Source organism: Streptosporangium sp. NPDC004379, assembly GCF_042873875.1.
Classification (GTDB): Bacteria; Actinomycetota; Actinomycetes; order Streptosporangiales; family Streptosporangiaceae; genus Streptosporangium.
On sequence record NZ_JBIAMC010000010.1, the window covers coordinates 90,194 to 114,739 of the forward strand.

At 73.2% G+C, this 24,546-nt stretch carries 22 protein-coding genes; 16 read left to right on the forward strand and 6 right to left on the reverse strand.

Features of this window, described 5'->3' with window-relative positions; genetic code table 11:
- Positions 1–46: 46 nt before the first annotated feature.
- Positions 47–493, reverse strand: coding sequence for a methylmalonyl-CoA epimerase (gene mce, locus ACFYSC_RS22250; protein WP_389965182.1), 447 nt, complete (start codon positions 491–493; stop codon positions 47–49).
- 84 nt (positions 494–577) lie between these two features.
- Between mce and ACFYSC_RS22255 the strand changes: the two genes are divergently transcribed.
- Both ACFYSC_RS22255 and meaB read left to right on the forward strand, forming a co-directional pair.
- Positions 578–1,765 (forward strand): acetyl-CoA C-acetyltransferase, encoded by a 1,188-nt coding sequence (locus ACFYSC_RS22255; protein ID WP_389964700.1) that lies wholly within the window; start codon positions 578–580, stop codon positions 1,763–1,765.
- Between the two features lies 1 nt (position 1,766).
- A complete protein-coding gene (gene meaB, locus ACFYSC_RS22260; protein ID WP_389964703.1) occupies positions 1,767–2,747 on the forward strand; it encodes a methylmalonyl Co-A mutase-associated GTPase MeaB in 981 nt (326 codons plus the stop codon).
- A gap of 48 nt (positions 2,748–2,795) precedes the next feature.
- On the opposite strand, the gene ACFYSC_RS22265 is transcribed toward meaB, so the two are convergent.
- Both ACFYSC_RS22265 and ACFYSC_RS22270 read right to left on the reverse strand, forming a co-directional pair.
- Complete coding sequence (locus ACFYSC_RS22265) at positions 2,796–3,470, reverse strand: DUF4230 domain-containing protein (protein ID WP_362930495.1); 675 nt, start codon at positions 3,468–3,470, stop codon at positions 2,796–2,798.
- Positions 3,471–3,649: 179 nt separating this feature from the next.
- Entirely contained in the window at positions 3,650–5,047 is a 1,398-nt protein-coding gene (locus tag ACFYSC_RS22270) for a hypothetical protein (RefSeq protein ID WP_389964706.1), read from the reverse strand.
- Positions 5,048–5,387: 340 nt separating this feature from the next.
- On the opposite strand from ACFYSC_RS22270, the gene ACFYSC_RS22275 reads away from it, so the two are divergent.
- The 5 genes from ACFYSC_RS22275 (at position 5,388) to ACFYSC_RS22295 (ending at position 11,126) form a co-directional block, all read left to right on the forward strand.
- Positions 5,388–5,921, forward strand: coding sequence for a MarR family winged helix-turn-helix transcriptional regulator (locus ACFYSC_RS22275; protein WP_389964709.1), 534 nt, complete (start codon positions 5,388–5,390; stop codon positions 5,919–5,921).
- A 271-nt stretch (positions 5,922–6,192) separates the two neighbouring features.
- Positions 6,193–7,860, forward strand: a complete 1,668-nt coding sequence (locus tag ACFYSC_RS22280; RefSeq protein ID WP_389964712.1) for a methylmalonyl-CoA mutase — start codon at positions 6,193–6,195, stop codon at positions 7,858–7,860.
- A 101-nt stretch (positions 7,861–7,961) separates the two neighbouring features.
- Positions 7,962–8,903: a co-chaperone YbbN gene (locus ACFYSC_RS22285; RefSeq protein WP_389964715.1), complete on the forward strand. Its 942-nt coding sequence runs from the start codon at positions 7,962–7,964 to the stop codon at positions 8,901–8,903.
- A 100-nt stretch (positions 8,904–9,003) separates the two neighbouring features.
- Positions 9,004–9,630 (forward strand): AAA family ATPase, encoded by a 627-nt coding sequence (locus ACFYSC_RS22290; RefSeq protein ID WP_389964717.1) that lies wholly within the window; start codon positions 9,004–9,006, stop codon positions 9,628–9,630.
- Positions 9,631–9,713: 83 nt separating this feature from the next.
- Complete coding sequence (locus ACFYSC_RS22295; protein WP_389965185.1) at positions 9,714–11,126, forward strand: NAD-dependent malic enzyme; 1,413 nt, start codon at positions 9,714–9,716, stop codon at positions 11,124–11,126.
- Positions 11,127–11,222: 96 nt separating this feature from the next.
- Here the strand turns inward: ACFYSC_RS22295 and ACFYSC_RS22300 are convergent, their stop codons facing one another.
- On the reverse strand, positions 11,223–12,167 hold the full coding sequence (locus tag ACFYSC_RS22300) for an NADP-dependent oxidoreductase (RefSeq protein WP_389965188.1): 945 nt from the start codon (positions 12,165–12,167) through the stop codon (positions 11,223–11,225).
- 55 nt (positions 12,168–12,222) lie between these two features.
- Here ACFYSC_RS22300 and ACFYSC_RS22305 point away from each other — a divergent pair, with 55 nt between their 5' ends.
- Together ACFYSC_RS22305 and ACFYSC_RS22310 are read left to right on the forward strand one after the other, a co-directional pair.
- Entirely contained in the window at positions 12,223–13,236 is a 1,014-nt protein-coding gene (locus tag ACFYSC_RS22305) for a GlxA family transcriptional regulator (protein WP_389964720.1), read from the forward strand.
- 37 nt (positions 13,237–13,273) lie between these two features.
- The gene (locus tag ACFYSC_RS22310) at positions 13,274–13,852 is read left to right on the forward strand and encodes a YqgE/AlgH family protein (RefSeq protein ID WP_362930509.1); all 579 of its coding nucleotides are present in this window, start codon (positions 13,274–13,276) and stop codon (positions 13,850–13,852) included.
- A gap of 52 nt (positions 13,853–13,904) precedes the next feature.
- On the opposite strand, the gene ACFYSC_RS22315 is transcribed toward ACFYSC_RS22310, so the two are convergent.
- Positions 13,905–14,666 (reverse strand): TetR family transcriptional regulator, encoded by a 762-nt coding sequence (locus ACFYSC_RS22315; RefSeq protein ID WP_389964722.1) that lies wholly within the window; start codon positions 14,664–14,666, stop codon positions 13,905–13,907.
- A gap of 149 nt (positions 14,667–14,815) precedes the next feature.
- Here ACFYSC_RS22315 and ACFYSC_RS22320 point away from each other — a divergent pair, with 149 nt between their 5' ends.
- From ACFYSC_RS22320 to ACFYSC_RS22350, 7 genes are all read left to right on the forward strand, one after another.
- The gene (locus tag ACFYSC_RS22320; protein ID WP_389964725.1) at positions 14,816–16,408 is read left to right on the forward strand and encodes a DHA2 family efflux MFS transporter permease subunit; all 1,593 of its coding nucleotides are present in this window, start codon (positions 14,816–14,818) and stop codon (positions 16,406–16,408) included.
- A 125-nt stretch (positions 16,409–16,533) separates the two neighbouring features.
- A complete protein-coding gene (locus ACFYSC_RS22325; protein WP_389964728.1) occupies positions 16,534–17,370 on the forward strand; it encodes a L,D-transpeptidase family protein in 837 nt (278 codons plus the stop codon).
- A gap of 45 nt (positions 17,371–17,415) precedes the next feature.
- A complete protein-coding gene (locus ACFYSC_RS22330) occupies positions 17,416–17,667 on the forward strand; it encodes a DUF3039 domain-containing protein (RefSeq protein ID WP_389964731.1) in 252 nt (83 codons plus the stop codon).
- A gap of 92 nt (positions 17,668–17,759) precedes the next feature.
- The gene (locus ACFYSC_RS22335) at positions 17,760–18,944 is read left to right on the forward strand and encodes a M43 family zinc metalloprotease (RefSeq protein ID WP_389964734.1); all 1,185 of its coding nucleotides are present in this window, start codon (positions 17,760–17,762) and stop codon (positions 18,942–18,944) included.
- Positions 18,945–18,964: 20 nt separating this feature from the next.
- Positions 18,965–20,356, forward strand: coding sequence for an MFS transporter (locus ACFYSC_RS22340; RefSeq protein WP_389964737.1), 1,392 nt, complete (start codon positions 18,965–18,967; stop codon positions 20,354–20,356).
- Between the two features lie 672 nt (positions 20,357–21,028).
- A complete protein-coding gene (locus ACFYSC_RS22345; RefSeq protein ID WP_389964740.1) occupies positions 21,029–21,979 on the forward strand; it encodes a hypothetical protein in 951 nt (316 codons plus the stop codon).
- A gap of 111 nt (positions 21,980–22,090) precedes the next feature.
- A complete protein-coding gene (locus ACFYSC_RS22350; RefSeq protein WP_389964743.1) occupies positions 22,091–23,839 on the forward strand; it encodes a DEAD/DEAH box helicase in 1,749 nt (582 codons plus the stop codon).
- Positions 23,840–23,939: 100 nt separating this feature from the next.
- Here the strand turns inward: ACFYSC_RS22350 and ACFYSC_RS22355 are convergent, their stop codons facing one another.
- Entirely contained in the window at positions 23,940–24,542 is a 603-nt protein-coding gene (locus ACFYSC_RS22355) for a hypothetical protein (protein ID WP_389964746.1), read from the reverse strand.
- Between the last annotated feature and the right edge of the window lie 4 nt (positions 24,543–24,546).

Here is a 24,546-nt window from a genome sequence, read left to right on the forward strand (position 1 = left end):
GGCCGTCGGCGTCCGGCGGGGCCGTCGGCGTCCGGCGGCCGGGCCGTCAGCGTCCGTGGGACGACGCGTCGCCGGTGCCGGGGGCCTGAACCAGCTCGGTCAGCACCCCGCCCATGTCCTTGGGGTGGAGGAAGGCGATCGACGACCCCAGCGTGCCGTGCCGGGGCTCGGCGTCCAGCACCCGGACGCCCCTGCCGCCGATCTCCCGCATCGCCTCCGCCACGTCCGGCACCCCGAACGCCACGTGGTGCACCCCCTCCCCGCGCCTGGCGAGGAACTTCCCGACCGGGGTGTCGGGGCCGAGGGGCTCCAGGAGCTGGATGTAGGAGCCGCCGCCCTCGCCGTCGGCGACGTGCAGCAGCGCCTCCTTGACGCCCTGCTCCTCGTTGGTCTCGCGAGCGACCACCCTGAGGTCGAAGGTGCGCTCGAAGAACGCGATCTTCTCCTCCAGGTCGTGGCAGGCGATCCCCACATGGTCGATGCGCATGAACATATGGACGGCCTCCATGGCGATCGGTTCGGTACTCATGGGTATGGTGGCAAAGTCGTTCGAAGACTCGCCAGGAGGCCCCTGCTCATGTCTGGTTCCGTCATCGTCGCCGGAGCTCGCACCCCCATCGGACGGCTGCTCGGCTCGCTGTCCGGCCTCACCGCCGCCGAGCTCGGCGGCATAGCCATCAAGGCCGCGCTGGAGCGCGCCGGCGTCGCCCCCGAGACCGTGCAGTACGTGATCATGGGTCAGGTCCTGCAGGCCGGGGCGGGGCAGATCCCCTCCCGCCAGGCGGCCGTCCTGGCCGGGATCCCGATGACCGTGCCGTCGCTGACCATCAACAAGGTCTGCCTGTCCGGCCTGGACGCCATCGCCCTGGCCGACCAGCTCATCAGGGCCGGCGAGTTCGACATCGTGGTCGCCGGCGGCATGGAGTCGATGTCGAACGCCCCGCACCTGATGCGCGGCCTGCGCCGGGGCGTCAAGTACGGCGACGCCACCGTCGTCGACTCTATGGCCTACGACGGCCTGACCGACGCCTACGACCAGATCGCGATGGGCGAGTCCACCGAGCGGCACAACGTCCGCCTGGGCCTGACCCGCGAGGAGCAGGACGCCTACTCCGCCCGCTCCCACCAGCTCGCCGCCGCCGCGATCAAGAACGGCGCGCTCGACGACGAGATCGTCCCGGTGCCGGTCCCGCAGCGCAAGGGCGACCCCGTCCTGTTCTCCGCCGACGAGGGCGTGCGCGGCGACACCACCGTCGACGTCCTGTCGCGGCTGCGCCCGTCGTTCGTCCCGGACGGCACCATCACCGCCGGCTCCGCCTCGCAGATCTCCGACGGCGCCTGCGCGGTCGTCGTGATGTCGAAGGCCAGGGCCGAGGAGCTGGGCCTCGACTGGCTCGCCGAGATCGGCGCGCACGGCAACGTCGCGGGTCCGGACAACTCGCTGCAGTCGCAGCCGGCCAACGCCATCAAGCACGCCCTCGCCAAGGAGGGCATCACCGCCGGCGACCTCGACCTGCTGGAGATCAATGAGGCGTTCGCCCAGGTCGTCCTCCAGTCGGTCAAGGAGCTCGACGTCCCGCTGGAGAAGGTCAACGTCAACGGCGGCGGCATCGCCATCGGCCATCCGATCGGCGCGTCCGGCGCCCGCATCGTCCTGACCCTCGCCCACGAGCTGAAGCGCCGGGGCGGCGGGACCGGCGCGGCCGGCCTGTGCGGCGGCGGCGGCCAGGGCGACGCCCTGATCATCCGTGTCCCGTCGGCCTGACGTGGAGACGTCCAGCCCCGCGGCGCGGCGCGACCCGCTGCCCGCGGAGGTCTCCGAACTGGTCGCGCAGGCGCGGCAGGGCCGTCCCCGGGCGGTCGCACGGCTGATCTCCCTCGTGGAGAACGGCTCGCCGCTGCTCCGGGAGGTCACCGCCGAGCTCTGCGCGGCCCGGCCGCCCCGGGCCCGCGTCATCGGGCTGACCGGCTCCCCGGGCGTGGGCAAGTCCACCTCGACCGCGATGCTGGTCCAGGCGTTCCGCAAGCTCGGCAGGCGGGTCGGGGTCCTCGCCGTGGACCCGTCCTCGCCGTTCACCGGCGGGGCGCTGCTCGGCGACCGGGTGCGCATGCAGGACCACGCCACCGACCCGGAGGTCTTCATCCGGTCGATGGCCAGCCGGGGCCACCTGGGCGGCCTGTCGTGGGCGACGCCGCAGGCGCTGCGGGTCCTGGACGCCGCCGGGTGCGAGGTCGTCCTCGTCGAGACCGTCGGGGTCGGACAGGCCGAGGTGGACATCGCCTCGCTGGCCGACACGACCGTCGTGCTGCTCGCGCCGGGCATGGGCGACGGCATCCAGGCCGCCAAGGCGGGCATCCTGGAGGTCGCCGACGTGTTCGTGGTGAACAAGGCCGACCGCGACGGCGCCCAGGCGGTCGTGCGCGAGCTGCGCACCATGACCTCCCAGATCGAGGGGCCCTGGCGACCGCCGATCGTGACGACCGTGGCCTCCCGGGGAGAGGGCGCCGAGGACGTCGTCGCCGCCCTCGACGAGCACCTGGCGTACCTGGAGGAGTCGGGCGAGCTCGACCGCAGGCGCCACGTCAGGGCCCGCGACGAGATCGAGGCCATCGCGGTCGCGACGCTCCGCGCCCGCTTCGCCCACCTGCACGGCGACCGGCGGCTCGACGCGCTCGCCGGGCGCGTCGTGTCGGGCGGTCTCGACCCCTACACCGCCGCCGACGAGCTGCTGGACGCCGCCGGCTGACCCCGTGCCCGCCGTACGGCCCGCCGGTCCGGGACCGGCGGGCGGAGCCTACGGCCGGCCGTCCAGCGTGACGGTGACCTTCTTGAAGCCCAGGCCGCCCAGCATGCCCTGGAGCATGGCCCTGGTGTTCTGGTCGGCCCGGTCGCGCAGGTCGCTGGCCTGTGCGGCATCGGCGATCTTCTTCTCGGCCAGCTGGTAGAGCTCGCGCTGGTCGCCCGGGGAGGACGACAGGAAGTCCTGGACCCGGTCGAACAGGCCGCGCTGCTGGGCGTAGACGTAGGACCGCCGGTTGTCGAGGTTGGGCTTCTCGAGCTGCGCGTGCGGCAGCTTCACCGTCACCTCCCTGCGGTCGGGCGACACGGTCAGCGCGCCGGAGGACAGGCCGCCGAAGTCGACGTAGGCGTCGACGCCGCCGGCGCCCACGAAGAGGGTCCGGGTGCCCTTGACGGCGTCGGGCAGGAACGCGGCGTCCTTCTCCAGGTCGACGATGACCTGGAAGTTGCCGGTGGCCGCCTCGAAACGGCTGAGGTTGTGGATCGACTGCAGCAGCGCGGGCTGGCTGCGGTCGATCGAGGTCTCGCCGAACGGGTTCAGCCGCGTCCAGACCAGCCAGGCGGCTCCGGCGACGATGGCGAGCGTGACGACGACCCCGGCGAGGAAGCGCAGGCCGCGTCGGCGACGCGGCGGGGACGCCCCGGGGGGTGCCTGTGGAGAAGCGTTCACGACGATCTCCTTCCCCCCACGGGGTCCTTCTCACGCCCGCCGGCCCGGCCGTGCCCCCGGAAAGGCCGTCCCGGCAGGCCGTCCCGGTGAATCGGAACGGGAGACCGGGGCGGGAGCCGTCCGGCGGCCCGGTGGTCCGGCAGTGATCCGGGAACGGTCCGGAAACGGTCCGGCGGGCCTCAGCGGTCCGGCGCGGTCCGGCCCGCCGGGGCCGTCCGGGGGAGGGGCGGCGCGCCCGCCGTGGTGGGCGCGCCGCCCGGCGTCCCGTAGAGGGCGGACGCCTGGGGCGCCGGCCCGGCGGGCGCCGTGCCCCCGGCCCCCGTCCCTCCGGTCCCGAGGCCCCCGGCTCCCGGATACCCGCCTGCCGGAGGCTGCGCGGCCGGCTGCGCGACCTGCGGTACCTGCCCGCCGAAGTCGCCGCTCTGCAGCCGGCACCCGGCGAACCGGTCGTAGTGCGTCCGCAGCCAGTCGCGCCGCTGGGTGTCGGTGAGACCCGCGAACCACGCGGCGGCGTACTGGTGCTCGGCCAGCGGCCCGCCGGGCAGCGGCCGCCCCGCCAGCCACGCGACCACGATGTCGCGGTACCCCTGGGCGGTGGTGCCGGCGCAGCGGGGGGCCAGGCCCTCGACGAACTCGGCGGCCGCCTGGTCGGCGAACCCGCTGGACAGGTCGTCCACGTGGATCGGCACCGAGCCCGGCGGCAGCGGGGCGTCCTCGCGCCGCGGGCGCTGCTCCAGCCGGGAGAACTCCCCGGGCGTCCCGGCCAGCCGGGAGGCGATCCTGACGAACGCCGAGCCCAGCTCGGGCAGTCCGTCGCGCATCCCCGGATGCACGCAGACCATGATCGGCCACTCCTCGCAGCTGTAGACCACCCGCTGCGCGGTGACCGTCCGCGGCTCGTTGAGCAGCCGGGCCATCCCCGCCGCCGCGGCGAGCACGGCGAGCAGCGCGCCGGCCAGCGCGAGCGACTGGCGCGTCACGACCGCGGCCCAGCCGAGCAGCAGCACGGCGCTGATGCCCAGCAGCCAGAACGTCTGGTCGGCGAACGCCGACGTGCTCAGCCCCTGGAAGGGGTCGTACGGCTCGCGTGTGGCCGGGGCGAGCCGGTCGGCCCAGGTCCCGCTCTGGGCGAGCCAGGTGAAGAGGCCGTAGCAGCCGAGCCCGGCGATCACCGGGGTGATCGTCCAGGGCAGCAGCCACCCGATCACCCAGCCGACGGTGACGTACAGCGCCAGGCCGGCCATCCCCATGAACAGGCCGCTGGGCGGCAGCCGCCCGGACTGCTCGCCGAGGATCGTCCGGACGGCCAGCACCAGCGTCGTCGCGGCGAACGCCACGGCCGGCACCGCCGCCACCGCCAGCGGCGTGCGCACCGCGCGCCAGGTGGTCGGCAGCCACCGGCCGCTCTCGCGCCGCCTGCGCACCGCCACCCAGGCGGCGAACGCCGCGGACACCGGCCCCGTCAGGCGGAGCGAGCCGATCATGGCGACCACGGTGTTCTCCCAGGCTCCGACGCCGGGTATGAGGACGCTCCACGCCGCGGCCAGCCCCAGCACGAGCAGGACGGCGGCAGCCACCAACGCGCTCTGCTGGAGTTCTTCGCGTGAAACGCCCCTGTGCTCACGCACCGGCGTGCGTGGAACGCATCCACGCCGCGTCGGCCGGCCATGAGCTCGCGTGGCGCACGAGCGCCATCGGATCGTCGTTCATCAAGCACCCCCCGTGCTGTGAATGTGCGGTGGCCGGTCCCCTCGGCAACCGGTCCGGCGTGCATCCCCCGCAGCCGGACTGAGGCGACGCGGCTTTGGCCGCGCCCTCACCATTCGATGTGGGAACCATAACTGAGCGTGACGTTTGGTGCCCGGGTTCTTGGTGAAGCGGTCAATCTTGTGACTCTACGTATACGGGCGAACCGGGATGAGCTCGCGCTACCGTAGCCCTGTGGCTACAGGTCAGCTGAATCTGCCGTTCGACCCCATCGAGCGAGCCGCCCGGACGTGGCGCGTTCACTTCGGGCCGTCCTCGGCCATGGCCGCCGTCACATCGATCATGAGAGCGCACCAGATCCTGCTCTCGCAACTGGACACGCTACTCAAACCGCATGACTTGACCTTCGCCCGCTACGAGGCGCTGGTCCTGCTGACCTTCAGCAGGACCGGGTCGCTGCCGCTGTCGAAGATCGGCGAGCGCCTGATGGTCCACCCCACGAGCGTGACCAACACCGTCGACCGGCTGGAGCGCGCCGGGCTGGTCCGGCGCATGCCCAACCCGCGCGACGGCCGGGGGGTGCTGGCCGAGATCACCGGCAGGGGACGGAAGGCCGTCGAGGCGGCCACAGCCGACCTGATGGCCGCCGACTTCGCCATGACCATGTACGGCGAGGCCGAGCTGGAGGAGATGTTCGGCCTGCTCCGCACGCTGCGGGTGGCGGCCGGCGACTTCGCGGACTGAGCCCCGGCGGGCCGTACGGCTCCCGGCTCGCCGTGACGGTCCCCGGCCTCCCCGCGCTTCCCGTGGCGGCTCCGGTTCTCCCGCGCGTCGGCTCGCCGTGTTCTTCCTCGCGCCTTGACCAGAAATTATTAGGACGTCCTAGTATCTCTCCTAGGGGGATGTCCCGGGCCTCACCCGTCACGAGCGGGCGGCCCGCCGGCGTCCTCCACGAGGCCACGAGCCACGAGGCCACAAGCCGCACACGAGCCGCGAGCCGTACAAGGGAGTTGGCATGAACGCCGAGGAGATCGAGGCAGGGCGGGCGCGCTGGCAGGCGCGGTTCTACCAGACGGCCAGGCGGCCGACGGAGTTCCGGACCCTGTCGGGGCTGGAGGTGGAGCCCGTCTACGGGCCCCAGGGCGACGACCCGCGGATGGAGCGCATCGGCTGGCCGGGGGAGTACCCGTTCACCCGCGGCCTGCACGCCACCGGCTACCGGGGCAAGACCTGGACCATCCGGCAGTTCGCCGGGTTCGGCAACGCCCGGCAGACCAACGAGCGCTACAAGATGATCCTCGCCGCGGGCGGCGGCGGGCTGAGCGTCGCCTTCGACATGCCGACGCTGATGGGCCGCGACTCCGACGACCCGCGCTCGCTCGGCGAGGTGGGCCACTGCGGCGTTGCGATCGACTCCGCGCTCGACATGGACCTGCTCTTCGACGGCATCCCGCTCGGCGACATCACCACCTCGATGACGATCAGCGGCCCGGCCGTGCCGATCTTCTGCATGTACGTCGTGGCCGCCGAGCGGCAGGGCGTGCCGGTCGGCAGGCTGAACGGCACGCTGCAGACCGACATCTTCAAGGAGTACATCGCCCAGAAGGAGTGGCTGTTCGCCCCCGAGCCGCACCTGCGGCTGATCGGCGACCTGATGGAGTACTGCGCCGCCGAGATCCCGGCCTACAAGCCGCTCAGCGTGTCCGGCTACCACATCCGCGAGGCCGGCTCCACGGCCGCGCAGGAGCTGGCCTTCACCCTGGCCGACGGGTTCGGCTACGTGGAGCTCGGCCTGTCGCGGGGCCTGGACGTCGACGTCTTCGGGCCCGGCCTGTCCTTCTTCTTCGACGCGCACATCGACTTCTTCGAGGAGATCGCGAAGTTCCGGGCGGCGCGGCGGATCTGGGCGCGCTGGATGCGCGACGTCTACGGCGCGAAGACGGACAAGGCGCAGTGGCTGCGCTTCCACACCCAGACGGCCGGGGTCTCCCTCACCGCGCAGCAGCCGTACAACAACGTGGTGCGCACCGCCGTCGAGGCGCTCGCGGCCGTGCTCGGCGGCACGAACTCGCTGCACACCAACGCCCTGGACGAGGTCCTCGCGCTGCCCTCGGAGAAGGCCGCCGAGATCGCCCTGCGCACCCAGCAGGTGATCATGGAGGAGACCGAGGTCGTCAACGTCGCCGACCCCCTCGGCGGCTCGTGGTACGTCGAGGCGCTCACCGACCGGATCGAGGCCGAGGCCGAGGCGATCTTCCAGAGGATCCGCGACATGGGCTCCGACGGGACGATGACCTCCGGCATCCTGCGCGGCATCGAGGACGGCTGGTTCATGTCCGAGATCGCCGAGGCCGCCTTCGACTACCAGCGCAAGCTGGAGAAGGGCGACAAGCGGATCGTCGGGGTCAACTGCCACACCTCCTCCGTCGAGGAGCCGCTGGAGATCCTGCGGGTCAGCCACGAGGTCGAGCGCGAGCAGAACCGCGTCCTCGCCGGCCGCCGCGCCGCCCGCGACCAGAAGGCCGTCGACGCGGCGCTGGCCGAGATGACGCGGATCGCCGCGGGCGAGGGCAACCTCATCCCGCCGATGCTGGAGGCGGTCCGCGCCGAGGCCACGCTGGGCGAGATCTGCGACGCCCTGCGCGGGGTGTGGGGCGTCTACAGCGAGCCCGCCCGCTTCTGAGAGCCGCCGCCCCCGCCGGCCCGTCGTGGAGCGGGCCGGCGGGAGGCGGGAATCAGGGTGGCGATTCTGCGTGGCCTGCGGGATACGGCAGGATTGGAGTCATGAGCCCAGCGGACTTCAAACGACCCGGATCGCTGTACGGCGCCGTGGATCTCGGCGCGCGCAAGCAGGCAATGGAGGCGCAGGCCAAGCGCGAGGCCGTCGCGCGGGAGGGCGGCGGGACCGCGGCGCAGGTGATCCACGCCGACGACGCCACCTTCGCGACGGAGGTCGTCGAACGCTCCATGAACAGCCTCGTGCTGCTGGAGCTCACGGTGACCCGTGCCGAGCAGGCCAGGGAGTACAGCCTGCTGCTGGAGAAGCTGGCCGCCGAGAACGCCGGCCGGTGGACCCTCGCCCGGGTGGACGTGGAGACCAGCCCGCAGATCGCCCAGGCCCTGCGGGTGCAGAACGTCCCCGCCGTATACGCGATCTTCCAGGGGCAGCCGGTGGCGGTCGCCCCCGGCATCGCCACCGAGGAACAGCTCCGTGACTGGCTGTCGCAGCTCATGGAGGCTCTGGCCCAGTACCTCTCGCCGGCCGCCGAGGGCGCCGAGGCGGGGGAGGAAGGCCAGGCGGCCCCGGAGCCGCAGGCCGAGCCGGAGATCATCGCCGCCGAGCAGGCCATCGACGCCGGCGACCTCGAGGGCGCCGTGGCCGCCTACGAGCGGCTGCTGGCCCGCTCCCCGAACGACGTGGACGCCAAGCTGGGGCTGGCCGGGCTCGGCCTGATCCGCCGGACCCAGGACGCCGACCCCGCCGACGTGCAGCGTCGCCTGGCCGACCCCGCCGACATCGAGGCCCAGCTGCTGGCCGCCGACTTCGAGATGCTCTCCGGCGAGGTGGACGCCGCCTTCGACCGGCTCGTCGCGGTGGTGCGCCGTACCTCGGGCGAGGAGCGCGACCGGGCCCGGGTGCACCTGCTCGGGCTGTTCGACACGCTGCCCGCCGAGGACCCGTCCATCGCCCGGGCCCGCCGCAACCTCGCCAGCGCCCTCTTCTGAGACCGGCGTCCTCCGCTGGGGGCGGCGCCCTCTTCCGGGAACCGTCCCAAGCGGGGGCGCGGAGAATGCTGAACGCGCTCCCACGGGGCATTGAACGGGCATGCGGGTCGTCACCATCTCCGCGACGTACGGCACCGCCGGAAGCGTGATCGGCCCGGCGGTGGCCGGGCGCCTGGGCGTGCCCTTCGTGGACCGGGCGATCCCCGGCGAGGTGGCCGAGGTGCTCGGCTGCACGCTGGAGGAGGCGCTGGCCCGCGACGACCGGGCCGAGCACGGGCTGTCCATGCTGCTGTCGGGGGTCATGCGGCTCCCGGCCGTCACCTTCGGCGGCCTCGACGTCTACCTCCCGGGAGCGCCGCCGCTCCCGGAGGACTTCGTCGCCCACACCGAGCGGGTGATCAGGCGGACGGCGCGCGAGCGGGGCGGGGTGTTCCTCGGCCGCGCCGCGGCGATCGTCCTGGCCGACCACCCCGGCGCGCTGCACGTGCGGCTGGACGCCCCGGTGGCGCGCAGGGTCGTCCAGACCGCGACGCTGACCGGCGTCCCCGAGGAGGAGGCGCGCAGGCTCGTGCGCGACGCCGACCGGGCGCGGACCGCCTACGTCCGCCATTTCTACCGCGCCGACCCGGCCTCGGCGACGCTCTACCACCTCGTGCTCGACAGCACGACCATTCCGGTCGACACGTGCGTGGAGCTCATCGTGACCGCTTCGATGGCACTGAGCTGACCGAGCTGGCCCGTCCACCCGTCAGGTGATGGCACGATGGATGCATCCTTGAAGCAAGTCAGTCGCAAAGGAGCGGATTGACTGTGGCCACCGTGCCGAGCGTTTCATACTCCATCACCGTGCGCCTTGAGGTGCCGGCCGGCGGCAAGGCCGTCAGCCAGCTCACCCACGCCGTAGAGTCCGCCGGGGGTGTGGTCACCGCGCTCGACGTGACCACGGCGGGTCACGAGACCCTGCGCATCGACGTGACCTGTGCCGCGAGGGACACCGAGCACGCGCAGGCGATCGTCGACAACCTCGGCGGGGTCGAGGGCGTCGTCATCCACAAGGTCTCCGACCGCACCTTCCTCATGCATCTCGGCGGCAAGATCGAGATGAAGTCGAAGGTGCCGCTGCGCAACCGAGACGAGCTGTCCATGGCCTACACCCCCGGCGTCGCCCGGGTCTCGATGGCCATCGCCCGCAACCCCGAGGACGCCCGCCGCCTCACCATCAAGCGCAACAGCGTCGCCGTCGTCACCGACGGCTCGGCCGTGCTGGGCCTGGGCAACATCGGCCCGGCCGCCGCGCTGCCCGTCATGGAGGGCAAGGCGGCGCTGTTCAAGCGGTTCGCCGACATCGACGCCTGGCCGATCTGCCTGGACACCCAGGACATCGACGAGATCGTGCGCACCGTCCAGCTCATCGCCCCCGGCTTCGGCGGCATCAACCTGGAGGACATCTCCGCGCCGCGCTGCTTCGAGGTGGAGCGGCGGCTGCGTGAGCTGCTGGACATCCCGGTCTTCCACGACGACCAGCACGGCACCGCGATCTGCGTGCTGGCCGCGCTCACCAACGCGCTGCGCGTGGTCGGCAAGGAGCTGGGCCAGGTCCGCATCACCCTCGCCGGCGCCGGCGCCGCGGGTACGGCGGTGCTGCGCCTGCTGATGGCCGCGGGCGCGCGCAACATGATCGTCTGCGACTACCTCGGCGCGGTGCACGGCGGCCGGGACGACCTGGACGACACGCTGCGGTGGATCGCCGACCACACCAACGCCGAAGGCTACGCGGGCGACCTGCGCGGCGCGATCAAGGGCGCGGACGTGTTCATCGGCGTCTCCGCCCCGGGCATCCTCAGCGGCGACGACATCGCCACGATGGCCGACGACGCGGTGGTGTTCGCGCTGGCCAACCCCGAGCCGGAGGTCTCCCCGGACGACGCCCGCGAGCACGCCGCCGTGGTCGCCACCGGCCGCTCCGACTACCCCAACCAGATCAACAACGTGCTGGCCTTCCCCGGAGTCTTCCGCGGCCTGCTCGACGCCCAGGCCAACATCGTCAGCGAGGAGATGCTGCTCGCGGCGGCCAAGGCACTCGCCGCCGTCGTCACCGACGAGGAGCTGGGCCCGAACTACATCATCCCCAGCGTCTTCCACGCCGACGTGGCCGGCGCCGTCGCGGCGGCCGTGCGCGAGTCGGCGGGCGGCCGGGCACGCAGCGGCATGACCGAGGCCTGACGGAGAAGTCCCCGCCGAGGGCCTTCGGATGGTGAGACCCGGAATCGCCGGTCCTCGGTCCCACCATCCGGGGCCCGGCGCCGGCGGAGCCCGCGGTCACCCCGTCCGATCCGCCACCGACAGGACGATCTTCCCGGTGGTGCGGCCCGATTCGCCCAGCCGGTGCGCCTCGGCCGCCCGGGAGAGGGGAAGCACCGTCTCCACGCGTACGCGCAGTTCACCGCTCTCCAGCAGCCCGGCGATCCTGCGCATGCCGTCGTGGTCGGGCTCGACCAGCATGAATCCCGCGCGGATTCCCAGCGCCCGTGCCCGGGGAACCAGATCGTCGCCCCCACGCGGCAGCGACACCAGTACGCCGCCCTCATCCAGCACCCGCAGCGAGCGCGGGCCGTACTCACCGCCCACCGCGTCGATGACGACGTCCACCCGATCCACGGCGGTGACGAAGTCGACCGCGGTGTAGTCGATCACCTCGTCGGCGCCCAGGTCGCGCAGGAAACCGTGTTTGGCCGCCCGTGCCGTGCCGATGACGTGCGCGCCCAGATGTTTGGCCAGCTGTACCGCGAAGTGGCCGACGCCGCCCGCCGCCGCGTGGACCAGTACGCGCTGCCCGGGGCGGACCCCGGCGGTGTCCACCAGCGCCTGCCAGGCGGTGAGCGCCGCCAGCGGGACGGCGGCCGCCTCCACGTGGCTCACGTTCGCCGGCTTGCGGGCGAAGTGCCGGGCCGGCGCGGTGACGTATTCGGCGTAGGCGCCCGCCTGGTGGGGGAAGCACAGGAAGCCGAACACCTCGTCGCCCGGCGCGAGGATCCGCACGCCGAGCCCCACCTCCTCGACGACTCCGGAGACGTCGTAGCCGAGGATCGGCGGGTCGTCCCAGGGGACGAACCCTCCGGTGGCCCGCGACTTCCAGTCGATGGGGTTCACCCCGGCCGCGTGAACCCGCACCAGCACCTCGGTGGGCAGCGGATCCGGCCGGGGGAGTTCGATCTCGGTGAGAACCTCGGGACCGCCCCAGCCCAGGGGCGTGATCGCACGCATCATGGGCTCAGCCTCACCGGGGTCGGCCGCCTCCGCCAGCGGCCCGCATGCCGGTATGCGCAAGAATCGGGCCATGCACCGCGTCGCCGTCCTAGCCCTCGACGGGGTGGTCCCGTTCGAACTCAGCCTGGCCGCCCGGATCTTCGGCACCGCCGAGGGACTGTACGAGGTGATCACCTGTAGCCTGGACGGTGCGCCGGTCGCGACCGGCGCGGACTACTCGGTCGTGGTCGCGCACGACGCGAGCGTGCTGGCCGAGGCCGACACCGTGGTCGTCCCGGGGTCGGAGGCGCACGCCGCGTTCACCGGGCCGCACGCGCTGCCCGAGCCGCTGGCGATCGCGCTCGGCACCATCCGCCCCGGCACCCGGCTCGTGACGATCTGCATCGCCACCTATGTGCTGGCCGCGGCCGGATTGCTGAACGGGCGGCCGGCCACCACACACTGGCGGCACGCGGCGCACTTCCGGCGGCACCATCCCCGGGTGAGGCTTGACCCCGGCGTGTTGTTCGTCGACGACGGCGACATACTGACCAGCGCCGGTGCGGCCGCCGGGTTGGATCTGTGCCTGCATCTGCTCCGCCGCGACCACGGCAGCGAGCTGGCCAACCAGGTGGCCCGCCGGTGCGTGGTGCCGCCCTGGCGTGACGGTGGGCAGGCGCAGTACGTCGAGCGTCCGCTGCCCGCGTCCTCCGATGCCTCTGTGGCCGCCACCCGTGAGTGGGCGATGCGGCACCTGGGTGAACCGCTGTCACTGGTCACGCTGGCCGATCACGCACGGATGAGCCTTCGCACCTTCACCCGCCGGTTCCGCGCGGAGACCGGGACCAGTCCCGGACGGTGGCTCCTGCAGCAGCGTCTCGATCTCGCCCGTACCCTGCTGGAGGCCGGGGACCTGCCGGTGGACCGGGTGGCGACGCGTTCGGGGTTCGGCACGGCCGCCTCGCTCCGGCGGCACTTCGCGGTGGGGGTCGGCGTCTCACCCGTCGCCTACCGGCGCGCATTCCGGCGGGGGGCCGCCGTCGCGGTGAGCCCCGGGTGCTTTTCCGGGAATCCGGAGCCGGGGTGAGCGGCGCGAAGCGGGCCGTACCCCTCATCATGGATGTATGGCGGAAGCGATCTACGTCGGTGGGCTGCTGGTGGCCGCGCCGCAACTCGACGACCCCAACTTCCGGCGCAGCGTCGTCCTGATCCTGGAGCACGACGCCGAGGGCGGCACCCTGGGCGTGGTGCTCAACCGGCCCAGCGACATCTCGGTGACGCAGGTGCTGCCGACCTGGGACACGATGGTCACCGGGCCGCCCGTGCTGTTCCAGGGCGGTCCCGTGCAGACCGACAGCGCCCTGGCGCTGGCCGCGGTCCCGAGCGGGCAGGAGCCGCTCGGCTGGCGGAGGCTGCACGCCGGCACCCCGGCGGTGTCGCGGCTGGGCACGGTCGACCTCGACGCACCGCCGGAGATCCTCGCCGGTGAGATCGCTCAGATGCGGATCTTCGCGGGATACTCCGGGTGGACGGCCGGGCAGTTGGAGACCGAGATCGGGGAGGGAGCCTGGTACGTCGTGGACGCCGAACCCGGCGACACGTTCTACCCCGACCCCGGCTCGCTGTGGCGGGCGGTGCTGCGCCGCCAGCCGGGCGAGCTTGCCTACGTCGCGACCTGCCCCGACGACCCCTCCATGAACTAGCCGGGTACGGCCGCGCCGTACCCGGCGGGACCTACCCCCGGCGGCCGGCGGCTCAGCCGCCGCCCGGGATGGGACCGTCGTCCGGAGCGGAGCCGTCGCCCGGGACGGGACCGTCGTCCGGAGCGGAGCCGTCGCCCGGGACGGGAGCGTCGTCCGGAGCGGAGTCCTCGCCGGTCGCGCTCCCGCCGGGCGCGGGGCGGTCCCAGCCGGGGCGCAGCGAGCGTTCGGCCAGCCTGAGCATCGGCTCCACGTGGCGGGTCAGGTCGGCGAGGTCGTTGAGCTCACCCGGCCCGCACCCCTCCAGGCCGATCCGGACGGCGGAGGTGAACAGCGAGACGACGAACTGGGAGAGCAGGTCGCCGGGGTCCCTGCCCTCGCGCCGGGCGATCTCGGCGGCCAGCATCCGCTCGTTCTGCATCATCATGCGCACGCCGCCGGCGAAGAGCGCCGGGGTGCTCTCGATCAGCTCACGCGCCTTGAGGAACCTGCTCCGGTCGGCGATGTCGGACTGTTCCATCAGCGTGATCATCGCGTGCATCGCGCGGCCCAGGGCGGTGAACGGGGACTCCTCCGCGGGCCTGGCGGCCAGCTCGGCGAGCAGGATCTCGTGTGCGTCGGCGTCCAGAGAGAGGGCGACGTCCTCCTTGGTCGCGAAGTAGCGGAAGAAGGTGCGGGGGGAGACGTCGACCGCGGCGGCGATCTGGTCGACCGTCGTGGCGTCGTAGCCCTGCTCGGCGAACAGGTCGAGGGCCGCGTCGACCAGCGCCTGCCGCGTCCTCTGTTTCTTGCGTTCACGCAGGCCGGGGCGGCTCATCTCTGTCACCTCTTCGAAACGTGGTGTTCACAGTGTGCCATACGTCACTGAGTGACAAAGTAAACAGTTTGCCAGTTGTCAGTGACTGCCATAAATTACCCCCGTATGACGCCTCATCCGGGGCGGCCGAGCGCAAGGGGGAGTTATCCATGGCAGAAGCCGAGACGGTGGCCGCGCCGTCACCCGACGTCGATCCGCCGCCGGTTCAACGGCATCCGTGGCTCACCCTCCTCGCGGTCTCGCTCGGCGTGATCATGGTGATGCTCGACGGCACCGTCGTCGCCATCGCCAACCCGGTGATCGCCACGGACCTGAAGGCGTCCCTCGCCGACCTCCAGTGGGTGACCAGCGGCTACCTGCTCGCCCTCGCGGTGTTCCTGATCACCGCGGGCAAGCTCGGCGACCTGTTCGGGCACAAGATGATCTTCTTGGTCGGGGTCGCCGGCTTCGCGCTCTCCTCGCTCGCGATCGGCCTCAGCTCCTCGGTCGGCATGCTGATCGCGCTGCGCGTGCTCCAGGGCCTGTTCGGCGCGATGCTCCAGCCCGCCGCGCTCGCGCTGCTGCGCGTCGCCTTCCCCGGTGAGCGGCTGAAGACCGCGATGGGCGCCTGGGGTGGCATCATCGGCCTGTCCAGCGCCGCCGGCCCGATCGTCGGCGGCCTGCTCGTCGAGCACGTGAGCTGGCAGTCGGTCTTCTTCATCAACGTCCCGGTCGGCGCCGTCGCCCTGGCCATGGGCCTGTGGGTGCTCGTCGAGAGCAGGGCGCAGACCCTGTCCAAGGTCGACTGGCTGGGCGTCCTGCTGCTGTCGCTCACGATGTTCTCCCTGGTCTGGGCCATCATCAAGGCCCCCGAATGGGGCTGGGGCGACCCGCTGACCATCGGCTTCCTGGCCGCCGCCGTGGTGCTCGGCGCCGTGTTCGTGTGGTGGCAGCGCCGCGCCGCCGAACCGCTGCTGCCGCTCAGCCTCTTCGGCAACGCCTCGGTCTCCATCGGCACCGGCCTGATGGTGCTGGTCGCGTTCTCCATGTTCGGCGCGATGTTCTTCCTGACGTTCTTCTTCCAGGGCGTGCACGGGCTCTCGCCCATGGACTCGGGCCTGCGCATGCTGCCGATGAGCGCTGGAATGATCTTCGCCTCGCCGCTCGCCGCCGTGCTGATCGGCAAGCTGGGTCCCAGGGTGACGATCTCGGGCGGCATGCTCGTCACCGCCCTGGCGATGTTCCTGCTGTCGCGGCTCAGCCTCGACGCCGCCTTCATCGACAGCGCGATCCCGTTCGTGCTGCTGGCCTTCGGGCTCTCACCGGTCTTCGTCGGCGCCACCGAGATCATCGTCGGCAACTCGCCCGAGGAGCTCAGCGGCGTCGCGGGCGGCGTCCAGCAGTCGGCCATGCAGGTCGGCGGCGCGCTCGGCACCGCGATCCTCGGTGCGATCGTCTCGGCCCGGGTCGCCGACGTCTACCCGCGGCACTGGGCCGACACCGGCCTCCCGGCGCTGCCGCCCGAGCAGGCCGAACCGCTGAAGGCACTGGCCCAGTACGGCGGCGCGCCCACCGCCCAGCAGATGCCGGGCGTGCCCGAGCAGGTCATCCGGGGCATCGCCGACGTCTCGCACCTGTCCTTCCTGGACGGCATGCACCTCGGTTTCACGGTCAGCACGGCGGTCGCGGTCCTCGCCGCGGTGTTCGCCCTGTTCGTCAGGGCGGGCCGCAAGACCGCCGACGCCCCGATCCACATGGGCTGACCCGCCGGACCCGGTACGGCTCCCGCCCGCCGGGGCAGGGAGCCGTACCCGTTTCGTGGCTCTGAGCTGCGGCGACGCGATCGGGAAGGGGATTGGAAGTCCCCATGAACGGTTAGACGTCAGACATGAGAACGATCACCCACTGTTTCCGGATCACAGTGATGATCACCGTTTCCACGGTGATCCTCGCCCCCGGTCCGGCTCGCGCCGGAACCGTACCCTCCCGGAACTCCCGCGACGTCCCCGCGCCGGGGCCGCCCGTCCTGAGGTTCGGCGACGGCGCCGGCCTCGGCCGGGAGATCGTCGCGGTGAAGAAGCGGCTCAACGGGCTGGGGTTCAACGCGGGCCCGCCCACCCCCGTCTACGACTCCGGCATGCGCACGGCCGTATGGGCCTTCCAGAAGGCCAACGGGATGCGCCCGCTGGACCGTATCGACGCCGCCACCTGGCGGGCGCTGGTCCATCCGGCGCGGATCAGGCCGCTGGTGCGCGACGGGGAGCCGTCGAGGGTGGAGATCGACCTGCGCCGCCAGCTCCTCACCGTCTGGCGGCGCGGCAGACCCGTGCTGGTCAGCCACGTGTCCACCGGCGCGGAGCGGTCCTACTGCGAACGCGGCCACTGCGGGTTCGCCGACACCCCGCTCGGCGACTTCCGGGTGGGGGAGCGGGTGCGCGGCTGGTCGATGGGCTACCTGGGCGCGATGTACTACCCCGTCTACTTCAACGGCGGCATCGCCATCCACGGCTCCACGCTCGTCCCGCGCTACCCCGCCTCCCACGGCTGCGCCCGCATACCCCTGAACAACGCCGTGCCGCTCTTCCGCCTGGCGCGGCCGGGGGAGCCGGTCCACGTCCGCCGGTCCGCACCGGAGCGGAACCGTCTCCCGGACCGGGGCGCGGATCGGGACGCGGACCGAGGCGCGAATCGGGGCGCGGATCGGGACGCGGACGGCCGCCGATGAGCGCCGGAGCGGCGACCGGTGGGATGCGGGCATAAAATCTGCAGGGTGAGCACGAAGATTCTCCTTGAGAGCGACGTCCGGCCGAACCTCTCGCACGGTGACGGCGACCACGAGCGGTTCGCCCACTACGTCGAGAAGAACAAGATCATGGAGAGCGCGCTGAGCGGCACCCCGGTGCGCGCGCTCTGCGGGAAGGTCTGGGTGCCCAACCGCGACCCACAGAAGTTCCCCGTCTGCCCCGAGTGCAAGGAGATCTACGAGGGCCTCCCCAAGGGTGAGGACTCCGGCGGCGAGTGAGTGTTGCTCGCGGCTGATCGCCGCAGGTCAGGCTAAGGTCGGTTCTCGCCGGACGGCGAACGACCGGCCGGGGTGACCTGTCGGGGGAGTGCATGGCTCGGCGCGCGATCGCCGTTCTCGTGATGTGCGTGTCGGCGGCGGGCTCCGCTCCCGGCGCACCGTCGCGGCCGTCCGCGGTGGCCGGACCGGCCCGGTGCGCCGAGACCGCGCGGGCTCCGGTCCCCGGCATGCCGGCCGTACGGCTGCCGGTTCCCGGTGCGCCGGCCGAGAGCACCCCGGTCCGGGAGTCGTTCCCGGGCACGCGGGCGCGGGCGCCGTTCCCCGGCGTGCGGGCCGAGGCCGCGCGGGTGCGGGCGCCGCTCCCCGGCGCGTCCGTCGAATCGCACGGCTCCGGCCGGGTCCAGGCCGAGGAGATGCTGGCCGACCTGCGGGCGCGCCAGGCCAGGCTGCCGCGTCCGGCGGGCCTGAGCTGGACCCCCGTCACGGTGCCCGTCCAGGCGCACGTCATCACCGCCGGTTCCCTCGGCGCGCCCGACGACACGGTGCGCGCCCAGATCGCCACGCTCAACGCCGCCTACGGCGGGCGGTACGGCGGGGCCGACACCGGGATCAGGTTCCGCCTCGACGGCCTGACCCGGACCGACGATCCCGTGCTGTTCCGTGACCCGCTGGGCCGTCTGGCGACGCTGGAGCGGATGCGCCGGGGCGGGCCGGAGACCCTCAACCTCTACATCGCCCAGCTCGGCCGCCTGGTGCTGGGCTACTCGACCTACCCGTACTGGTACGCCGGCGACCCCGCGGGCGACGGCGTGGTTCTCGACTGGCGCACCCTGCCGGGCGGTTCGCTGCGCGACTTCGGACTCGGCTTCACCGGGGTCCACGAGATCGGCCACTGGCTCGGGCTGCTGCACACCTTCGAGAACGGCTGCCTCCCGCTGGGCGACACCGTCGACGACACCCCGTCCGAGGGTCTCCCCACCCAGGGCTGCCCGGTGCGCAAGGACACCTGCGCGGGCGACGGCGCGGACCCGGTGCACAACTTCATGGACTACACCCACGACCGGTGCATGTCGGGGTTCACCGAGGGCCAGGCGACCAGGATGCGGGAGATGTGGACGGCGTACCGGCGGACGCCGCCCGCCGGGCCGGAGCCCGAGGCGACGCACCGGCAGGCGTCGCCCGCGGAGCCGGAGGCCGGGACGATGCGCGAACGGGCGCGGGCCGCCGGGCCGGAGCCGGGCACGCCGTACCGGCAGGCGCCGCCTGCCCGGCCGTAGCGGGACACTACCCTTGTGAGGTGACAGTACCGAAGACGGTTAAGACTCCGTACGAAGCCCCTCGTATCTTCGGCCCCGCATACCGCACCGCCTCGCTCGGCATCCTGCTCGTCGTCACGCTCATCGCGTTCGAGGGCATGTCCGTCGGTGCGATCATGCCGGCCGTCTCCAAGGACCTCCACGCGCTCGACCTGTACGGCATGAGCTTCTCCGCCTTCCTCATCGCCGGTCTGTTCGCCAACGTCGTCGCGGGGCTGTGGTCCGACCGGCGCGGGCACGCGGCGCCGTTCCTCCTCGGCGTCGGCCTGTTCGTCGCCGGCATGGCCCTGGCCGGCGCGGCCGGCTCCAAGGAGCTGTTCATCGTGGCCCGCGCCGTACAGGGCCTGGGCGGCGGCGCGACCATCGTGGCGACGTACGTGATGATCGCCCGGGTCTACCCCCCGGTGGTCCGGCCCAAGGTGTTCGCCGCGCTGTCGGCGGCCTGGGTGCTGCCCGCGATGATCGGGCCGAGCGTCGGCGGCGCCGTCGCGGAGGTGTTCGGCTGGCGCTGGGTCTTCTACGGCATCGTGCCGCTGGTGATCCCCGCGATGCTCATGCTGCTGCCCGCGCTGCGCACCGGCGGGGGACCGGCGCCCGTGCCCGCCACCGGTCCCCGCTCCCGGCCGCTGGCGATGACCCTGTCGGCGGCGGCCACCGCCGCCGGCGCCGGTGTTCTGCTGTACGGCGTGGACCGCCTGCACACCGCCCCCGTCGTCGGCGGCGTCGCCACCGCCCTGGGCCTGGCCGGACTGGTCGCGGGCCTGCCCCGGCTGCTGCCCACCGGGGCGCTGCGGTTCGGCCGCGGCCTGCCCACCACGATCATGATGCGCGGCCTGCTGTCCTCGGCGTTCTTCGGGGTCAACTCCTTCATCCCGCTGGTGCTCACCTCGGTGCGCGGTTTCAGCGTCGCCGAGGCCGGGATCGCCCTCACCACCGGCGCGCTGGGCTGGTCCACCGGCTCCTACCTGCAGAGCCGCCGCGACTACGACCGCGCCCTGCTGGTGCGGATCGCCGCCGCCGCGGTCACCGCCGGCATCCTTGCGACCCTGCTGTCGCTGGTGCCGGGCGTCACCGGGTGGATCGACGTGCCCGCCTGGATCATCGCCGGGTTCGGCATGGGCGTCGGCGTCGCGAGCATCAGCGTCACCGCGATGCGCCAGTCTCCCGACGAGGAGCAGGGGGCGAACTCCGCCGCCCTCCAGGTCGTCGACACCCTGGGCAGCGCGCTCATGATCGGGTTCGGCGGCGTCCTGATCAACCTGGTCGGCCACGACGACATCGCCACCGGATACACCATGATCGTCATCCTGACGGCGGCCGTGGGGCTGTTCGGCACGATCATCGCCGTGCGCATGCGCGAGCCCGCCTCCTGACCGCCGCGCCCTCTTCCGCCGCGCCCGTCTCCTGAACGCCGCACCCCCTGGAAGAACTCGCCTCCTGATCGCGGCGGCCCCGGAGAGCCCGCCTCCGGGCCTCGGCTGCCCCTCCGGTGGCGTCCGCGCCCGGCCGCGGCGCTTCCCCCGTCGGTCCACGGCCTGATCTCCGTACGAGCCGTACGAGCCGTACGAGCCGCACGGACGCCCGGAAGGTCACGGAGGAGCGCGGCGGTTCCCGATCGGTCTATGGCCTGATCGCCCTCCGGAAGGCATGGTAGGACGGGATGACCGTGACCACCGGAGGGAGTCGTCGTGGGCGAACGGCCTCGCCGGGCGTGGCAGCCGGAGGAGCCCGGCGGGCGCCCGCACCCCCCGGAGGAACCTGAAGGACCCTCGCGTCCCGTCGGGTCCCCCGCCCCCGGACGCCAGCTGGGGGCGCCCCGGGACTTCGAGGAGTTCTGGACGCCGGACGACCACGACCCCCCGGGCTTCCGGGGGCTCCGGATGTTCCGGGGACTCCGGGGTTCCCGTGACGCCCGGGACTCCTCGAAGCCGCAGGACGCTCGGGACGCCGAGGGAGCCCGGAACCCCGGAGGCTCCGAAGGCCACGAGGGTTCCGGTGGTCTTGAGGACTCTGGGGGCTCCGAGGGCTCCGGAGGCGACAGCCGGGTGTGGCCGCCGGAGGAGCGCGGGCGGCGGGGCCAGCACCGCGCCCGGCCCGGGGAAGGACGGTCCCGTCGGGCCGATGAGCGGACCCCGCCGGGAAGGGAACGGTCCCGGCGGCCCGAGGAGCGGGCCCGGCCCGGGGACGCCCGGCTCGCCGGGGAGCGGGCCCGGCCCGGGGACGCCCGGTTCGCCGGGGAGCGCGCCCGCATCGCCGAGGAGCCCGCGCCTCCGCCTCCGCCCGCCCGGCCCCGCCGGGCACGGCACGCGGGAGAGCCCAAGGAGGACGACCTCCCCTCCCCGGCCCGCTGGTACGGCGGGCCCGCAGGAGTGCCGCGCGAGGACGACCTGCCACCGTCGGCCCGCCTGTACGGCGCGCCCGCCGCCCCCGCCCAGGCCCGCGTCCCCGGCCCGCTGCGCCGCGTCCTGCTCGTGCTGCTGGCCGTGCTGGTCGCCGGCGGGGCCGTCGCCTGGGGGGCCGCACTCCTGCTGCGGACCCTGCCGTCGTCCTCGGGACCCGCCGCGGTGAGCGACCCCGCCGCCGGAGTGCGCTATCCGCTGCCCGAGGGCTGGCGGACGGGCGGCCCGCCGCCGGTCACCGGGTTCACCTCCGTGGCCGGCCGGGACGGGCTGGTGACCGTGCTGACCAGGCCCGCCGATCCGGTGACCGACGCGCGCAAGGAGACGGTCCGGCTCGCCGACCTGTACGGCAGGCTGCTGCTGCACGGCGACGAGGTGAAGGTCACCGAGGACCGGGAGGTCACCGTCGGCGGGAGGACGGGCTACAGCCGCACCCTGCGGGCGGAGTACAGGGACGTGGTCAACCGCCCGGCCTACCTGCGTGTGATGTTCCTCACCGGCCGGACGGGACCACCGGTCGTCGTGCTCGCCGCCGCACAGCCGGACGACCCCCGGACCCGTGCCGAGATCGACACGGTGGTGGCCGGGATCCGCTAGGGGGCGGCACCGTACGGTGTCCGGAGCCCTTTAGCACCCGGAGGCGATATTGGCGAGCATCTCACCGGATCGGCACGTCCTGTCGGCGACTCAGATTACGCTGGTGACACTGTGAGCACTTCCGCCGCATCCCACCTGTCCCCCTCGTACCCCGACCGCGCAGCCTGGGGCACCGCGCCGAAGCTCCGTGCCTGGCAGCAGGAGGCGTTCGACCTCTACTGCCGCCGCGCGCCGCGTGACTTCCTCGCGGTCGCCACGCCCGGCGCCGGCAAGACCACCTTCGCGCTGCGCATCGCGAGCGACCTGCTGTCGCGGGGGATCATCAAGGCTGTGACGATCGTCACACCCACCGAGCACCTCAAGAGACAGTGGGCGGACGCCGCAGGCCGGGTCGGCATCGCCATCGACCCCGAGTTCAAGAACAGCCAGGGCGCGACCTCACGCGACTACGTCGGGGTGGCCGTCACCTACGCGCAGGTCTCGATGCACCCGGCGCTGCACCGCGCGCGCACCGAGGCCCGCAAGACCCTTCTCATCTTCGACGAGATCCACCACGCGGGCGACGCGAAGTCCTGGGGCGACGGCGTGCGCGAGGCGTTCGAGCCGGCCGCGCGGCGTCTGGCGCTGACCGGCACGCCGTTCCGGTCCGACGTCAACCCCATCCCGTTCGTCACCTACGCCGAGGACGGCGAGGGCATCCGGCGCAGCGTCTCCGACTACTCCTACGGCTACGGCCCGGCGCTGGCCGACGGCGTGGTCCGCCCGGTGATCTTCCTTGCCTACTCCGGCGAGATGCGCTGGCGGACCCGCGCCGGCGACGAGATCGCCGCGACGCTCGGCACCCCGCTCACCAAGGACCAGCTCGGCCAGGCGTGGAAGGCCGCGCTCGACCCCAAGGGCGACTGGATCCGGCAGGTGCTCCACGCGGCCGACCGGCGGCTGACCGAGGTGCGCCGGGGCGTCCCCGACGCGGGCGGCCTGGTGATCGCCACCGACCACGAGACGGCCCGCGCCTACGCCCGGCACATCCGCTCGATCACCGGCGAGGGCGCCACGGTCGTGCTGTCCGACGACCCCGACGCGTCCAAGAAGATCAAGATGTTCTCCGCCTCGCAGGACCGCTGGCTGGTCGCGGTCCGGATGGTCTCCGAGGGCGTCGACATCCCCCGGCTGGCGGTCGGGGTGTACGCCACCAGCACCTCGACCCCGCTGTTCTTCGCCCAGGCCGTCGGCCGTTTCGTCCGGGCGAGGAAGCGGGGGGAGACCGCGTCGGTGTTCCTGCCCTCGGTGCCCACGCTGATGGGCCTGGCCGGGGAGATGGAGGCCGAGCGCGACCACGTCCTCGACCGCAGACCGGCCGAGGAGGGGCTCGACGACTTCCTGCTGGAGGACGCCCAGCGTACGAAGGACAATCCTGACGTCATCGGCGACGAGCTGCCGTTCGAGACCCTGGAGGCGGTCGCCACCTTCGACCGGGTGCTGTTCGACGGCGGCGAGTTCGGCACCGCCGCCGAGCCCGGCTCGCCCGAGGAGGAGGACTTCCTCGGCCTGCCCGGCCTGCTGGAGCCCGACCAGGTGCGGACCCTGCTGAGCAAGCGCCAGTCCGACCAGCTCAGGGCCCAGCGCAAGGCCCCCGAGCCCAAGGAGACGGAGCTCGCCCCGCACGAGCGGATCGCCGAGCTGCGCCGCGAGCTCAACGGCCTGGTGGGGGCGTGGAACCACCGCACCGGCCAGCCGCACGGCGTCATCCACGCGGAGCTGCGCCGGGCCTGTGGCGGCCCGGCCATCGCGCAGGCCACGGCCGAGCAGGTCCAGGAGCGGATCGACCGGATCCGCCAGTGGGCCACCCAGCGCCGCTGACCCTCCGCCCCGGCTTTCCCGGGGTGGGCCCGCCCTGACGCCGGACCCGCCCCGGTCCAGGCTCACCTGGAGGCTCACCTGGTCCCGGTTTCGGCGGCGGTCAGGCCCGGTCGAGGGCGATGAGGAGGCCGCTGCGGCCGTCCACCGTCCGCAGCCTGCCCCGGACCGGCGGCGGGGCCAGGCGCGCCCGCACGGAGGCGACGCCGTCCGACACGGCCACCGGGACGGTCCTGGCTCGGGCCGGACGGTGCTCCAGGGCGCCCTCGTTCAGCCAGATCCGCACCTCGCGTCCTTCCCGGCCCTCCCGGCGCAGGAGAACGGTGGCGGTGCCGCACTCGTCCGCCGTGGCCGGCCAGAACAGCCGCAGCGCCCGCGGCTCGCCCGCGCGGCGGACCAGCGCCGCGCGCTCCGGCACGACGGGCCGGGCGGCGCAGGGTGCGGTGGGTCGCGCCGGCCCGGCCGTCCGGAGGTGGACCCCCGCGTGCCCGGCCGTGCCCGGGGCGATCGCGTGCCCGGCCGCCGCCACGGCCACGGTGTCCCGGGGCACGGCCGCCCCCGGGCCGCCGCCGTTGACCCAGACGGTGACCGCCTCCAGCCCGGCCAGCGCGCACACCGCCCCCGCCCGGGCCGAGCCCCGGCCGCGCACCAGCAGCCACAGGGACAGGGGGGCCAGGACCAGCCAGGAGACACCGAGCAGCAGCATGGGC

What these genes read in the sequence shown, in the direction of transcription:
- mce (WP_389965182.1), bottom strand. Translation starts at nt 493, where the DNA reads ATGTTCATGCGCATCGACCATGTGGGGATCGCCTGCCACGACCTGGAG.
- ACFYSC_RS22255 (WP_389964700.1), top strand. Translation starts at nt 578, where the DNA reads ATGTCTGGTTCCGTCATCGTCGCCGGAGCTCGCACCCCCATCGGACGG.
- ACFYSC_RS22275 (WP_389964709.1), top strand. Translation starts at nt 5,388, where the DNA reads ATGAGCTCGCGCTACCGTAGCCCTGTGGCTACAGGTCAGCTGAATCTG.
- ACFYSC_RS22280 (WP_389964712.1), top strand. Translation starts at nt 6,193, where the DNA reads ATGAACGCCGAGGAGATCGAGGCAGGGCGGGCGCGCTGGCAGGCGCGG.
- ACFYSC_RS22285 (WP_389964715.1), top strand. Translation starts at nt 7,962, where the DNA reads ATGAGCCCAGCGGACTTCAAACGACCCGGATCGCTGTACGGCGCCGTG.
- ACFYSC_RS22290 (WP_389964717.1), top strand. Translation starts at nt 9,004, where the DNA reads ATGCGGGTCGTCACCATCTCCGCGACGTACGGCACCGCCGGAAGCGTG.
- ACFYSC_RS22300 (WP_389965188.1), bottom strand. Translation starts at nt 12,167, where the DNA reads ATGCGTGCGATCACGCCCCTGGGCTGGGGCGGTCCCGAGGTTCTCACC.
- ACFYSC_RS22305 (WP_389964720.1), top strand. Translation starts at nt 12,223, where the DNA reads ATGCGCAAGAATCGGGCCATGCACCGCGTCGCCGTCCTAGCCCTCGAC.
- ACFYSC_RS22310 (WP_362930509.1), top strand. Translation starts at nt 13,274, where the DNA reads ATGGCGGAAGCGATCTACGTCGGTGGGCTGCTGGTGGCCGCGCCGCAA.
- ACFYSC_RS22315 (WP_389964722.1), bottom strand. Translation starts at nt 14,666, where the DNA reads ATGAGCCGCCCCGGCCTGCGTGAACGCAAGAAACAGAGGACGCGGCAG.
- ACFYSC_RS22320 (WP_389964725.1), top strand. Translation starts at nt 14,816, where the DNA reads ATGGCAGAAGCCGAGACGGTGGCCGCGCCGTCACCCGACGTCGATCCG.
- ACFYSC_RS22325 (WP_389964728.1), top strand. Translation starts at nt 16,534, where the DNA reads ATGAGAACGATCACCCACTGTTTCCGGATCACAGTGATGATCACCGTT.
- ACFYSC_RS22335 (WP_389964734.1), top strand. Translation starts at nt 17,760, where the DNA reads ATGGCTCGGCGCGCGATCGCCGTTCTCGTGATGTGCGTGTCGGCGGCG.
- ACFYSC_RS22355 (WP_389964746.1), bottom strand. Translation starts at nt 24,542, where the DNA reads ATGCTGCTGCTCGGTGTCTCCTGGCTGGTCCTGGCCCCCCTGTCCCTG.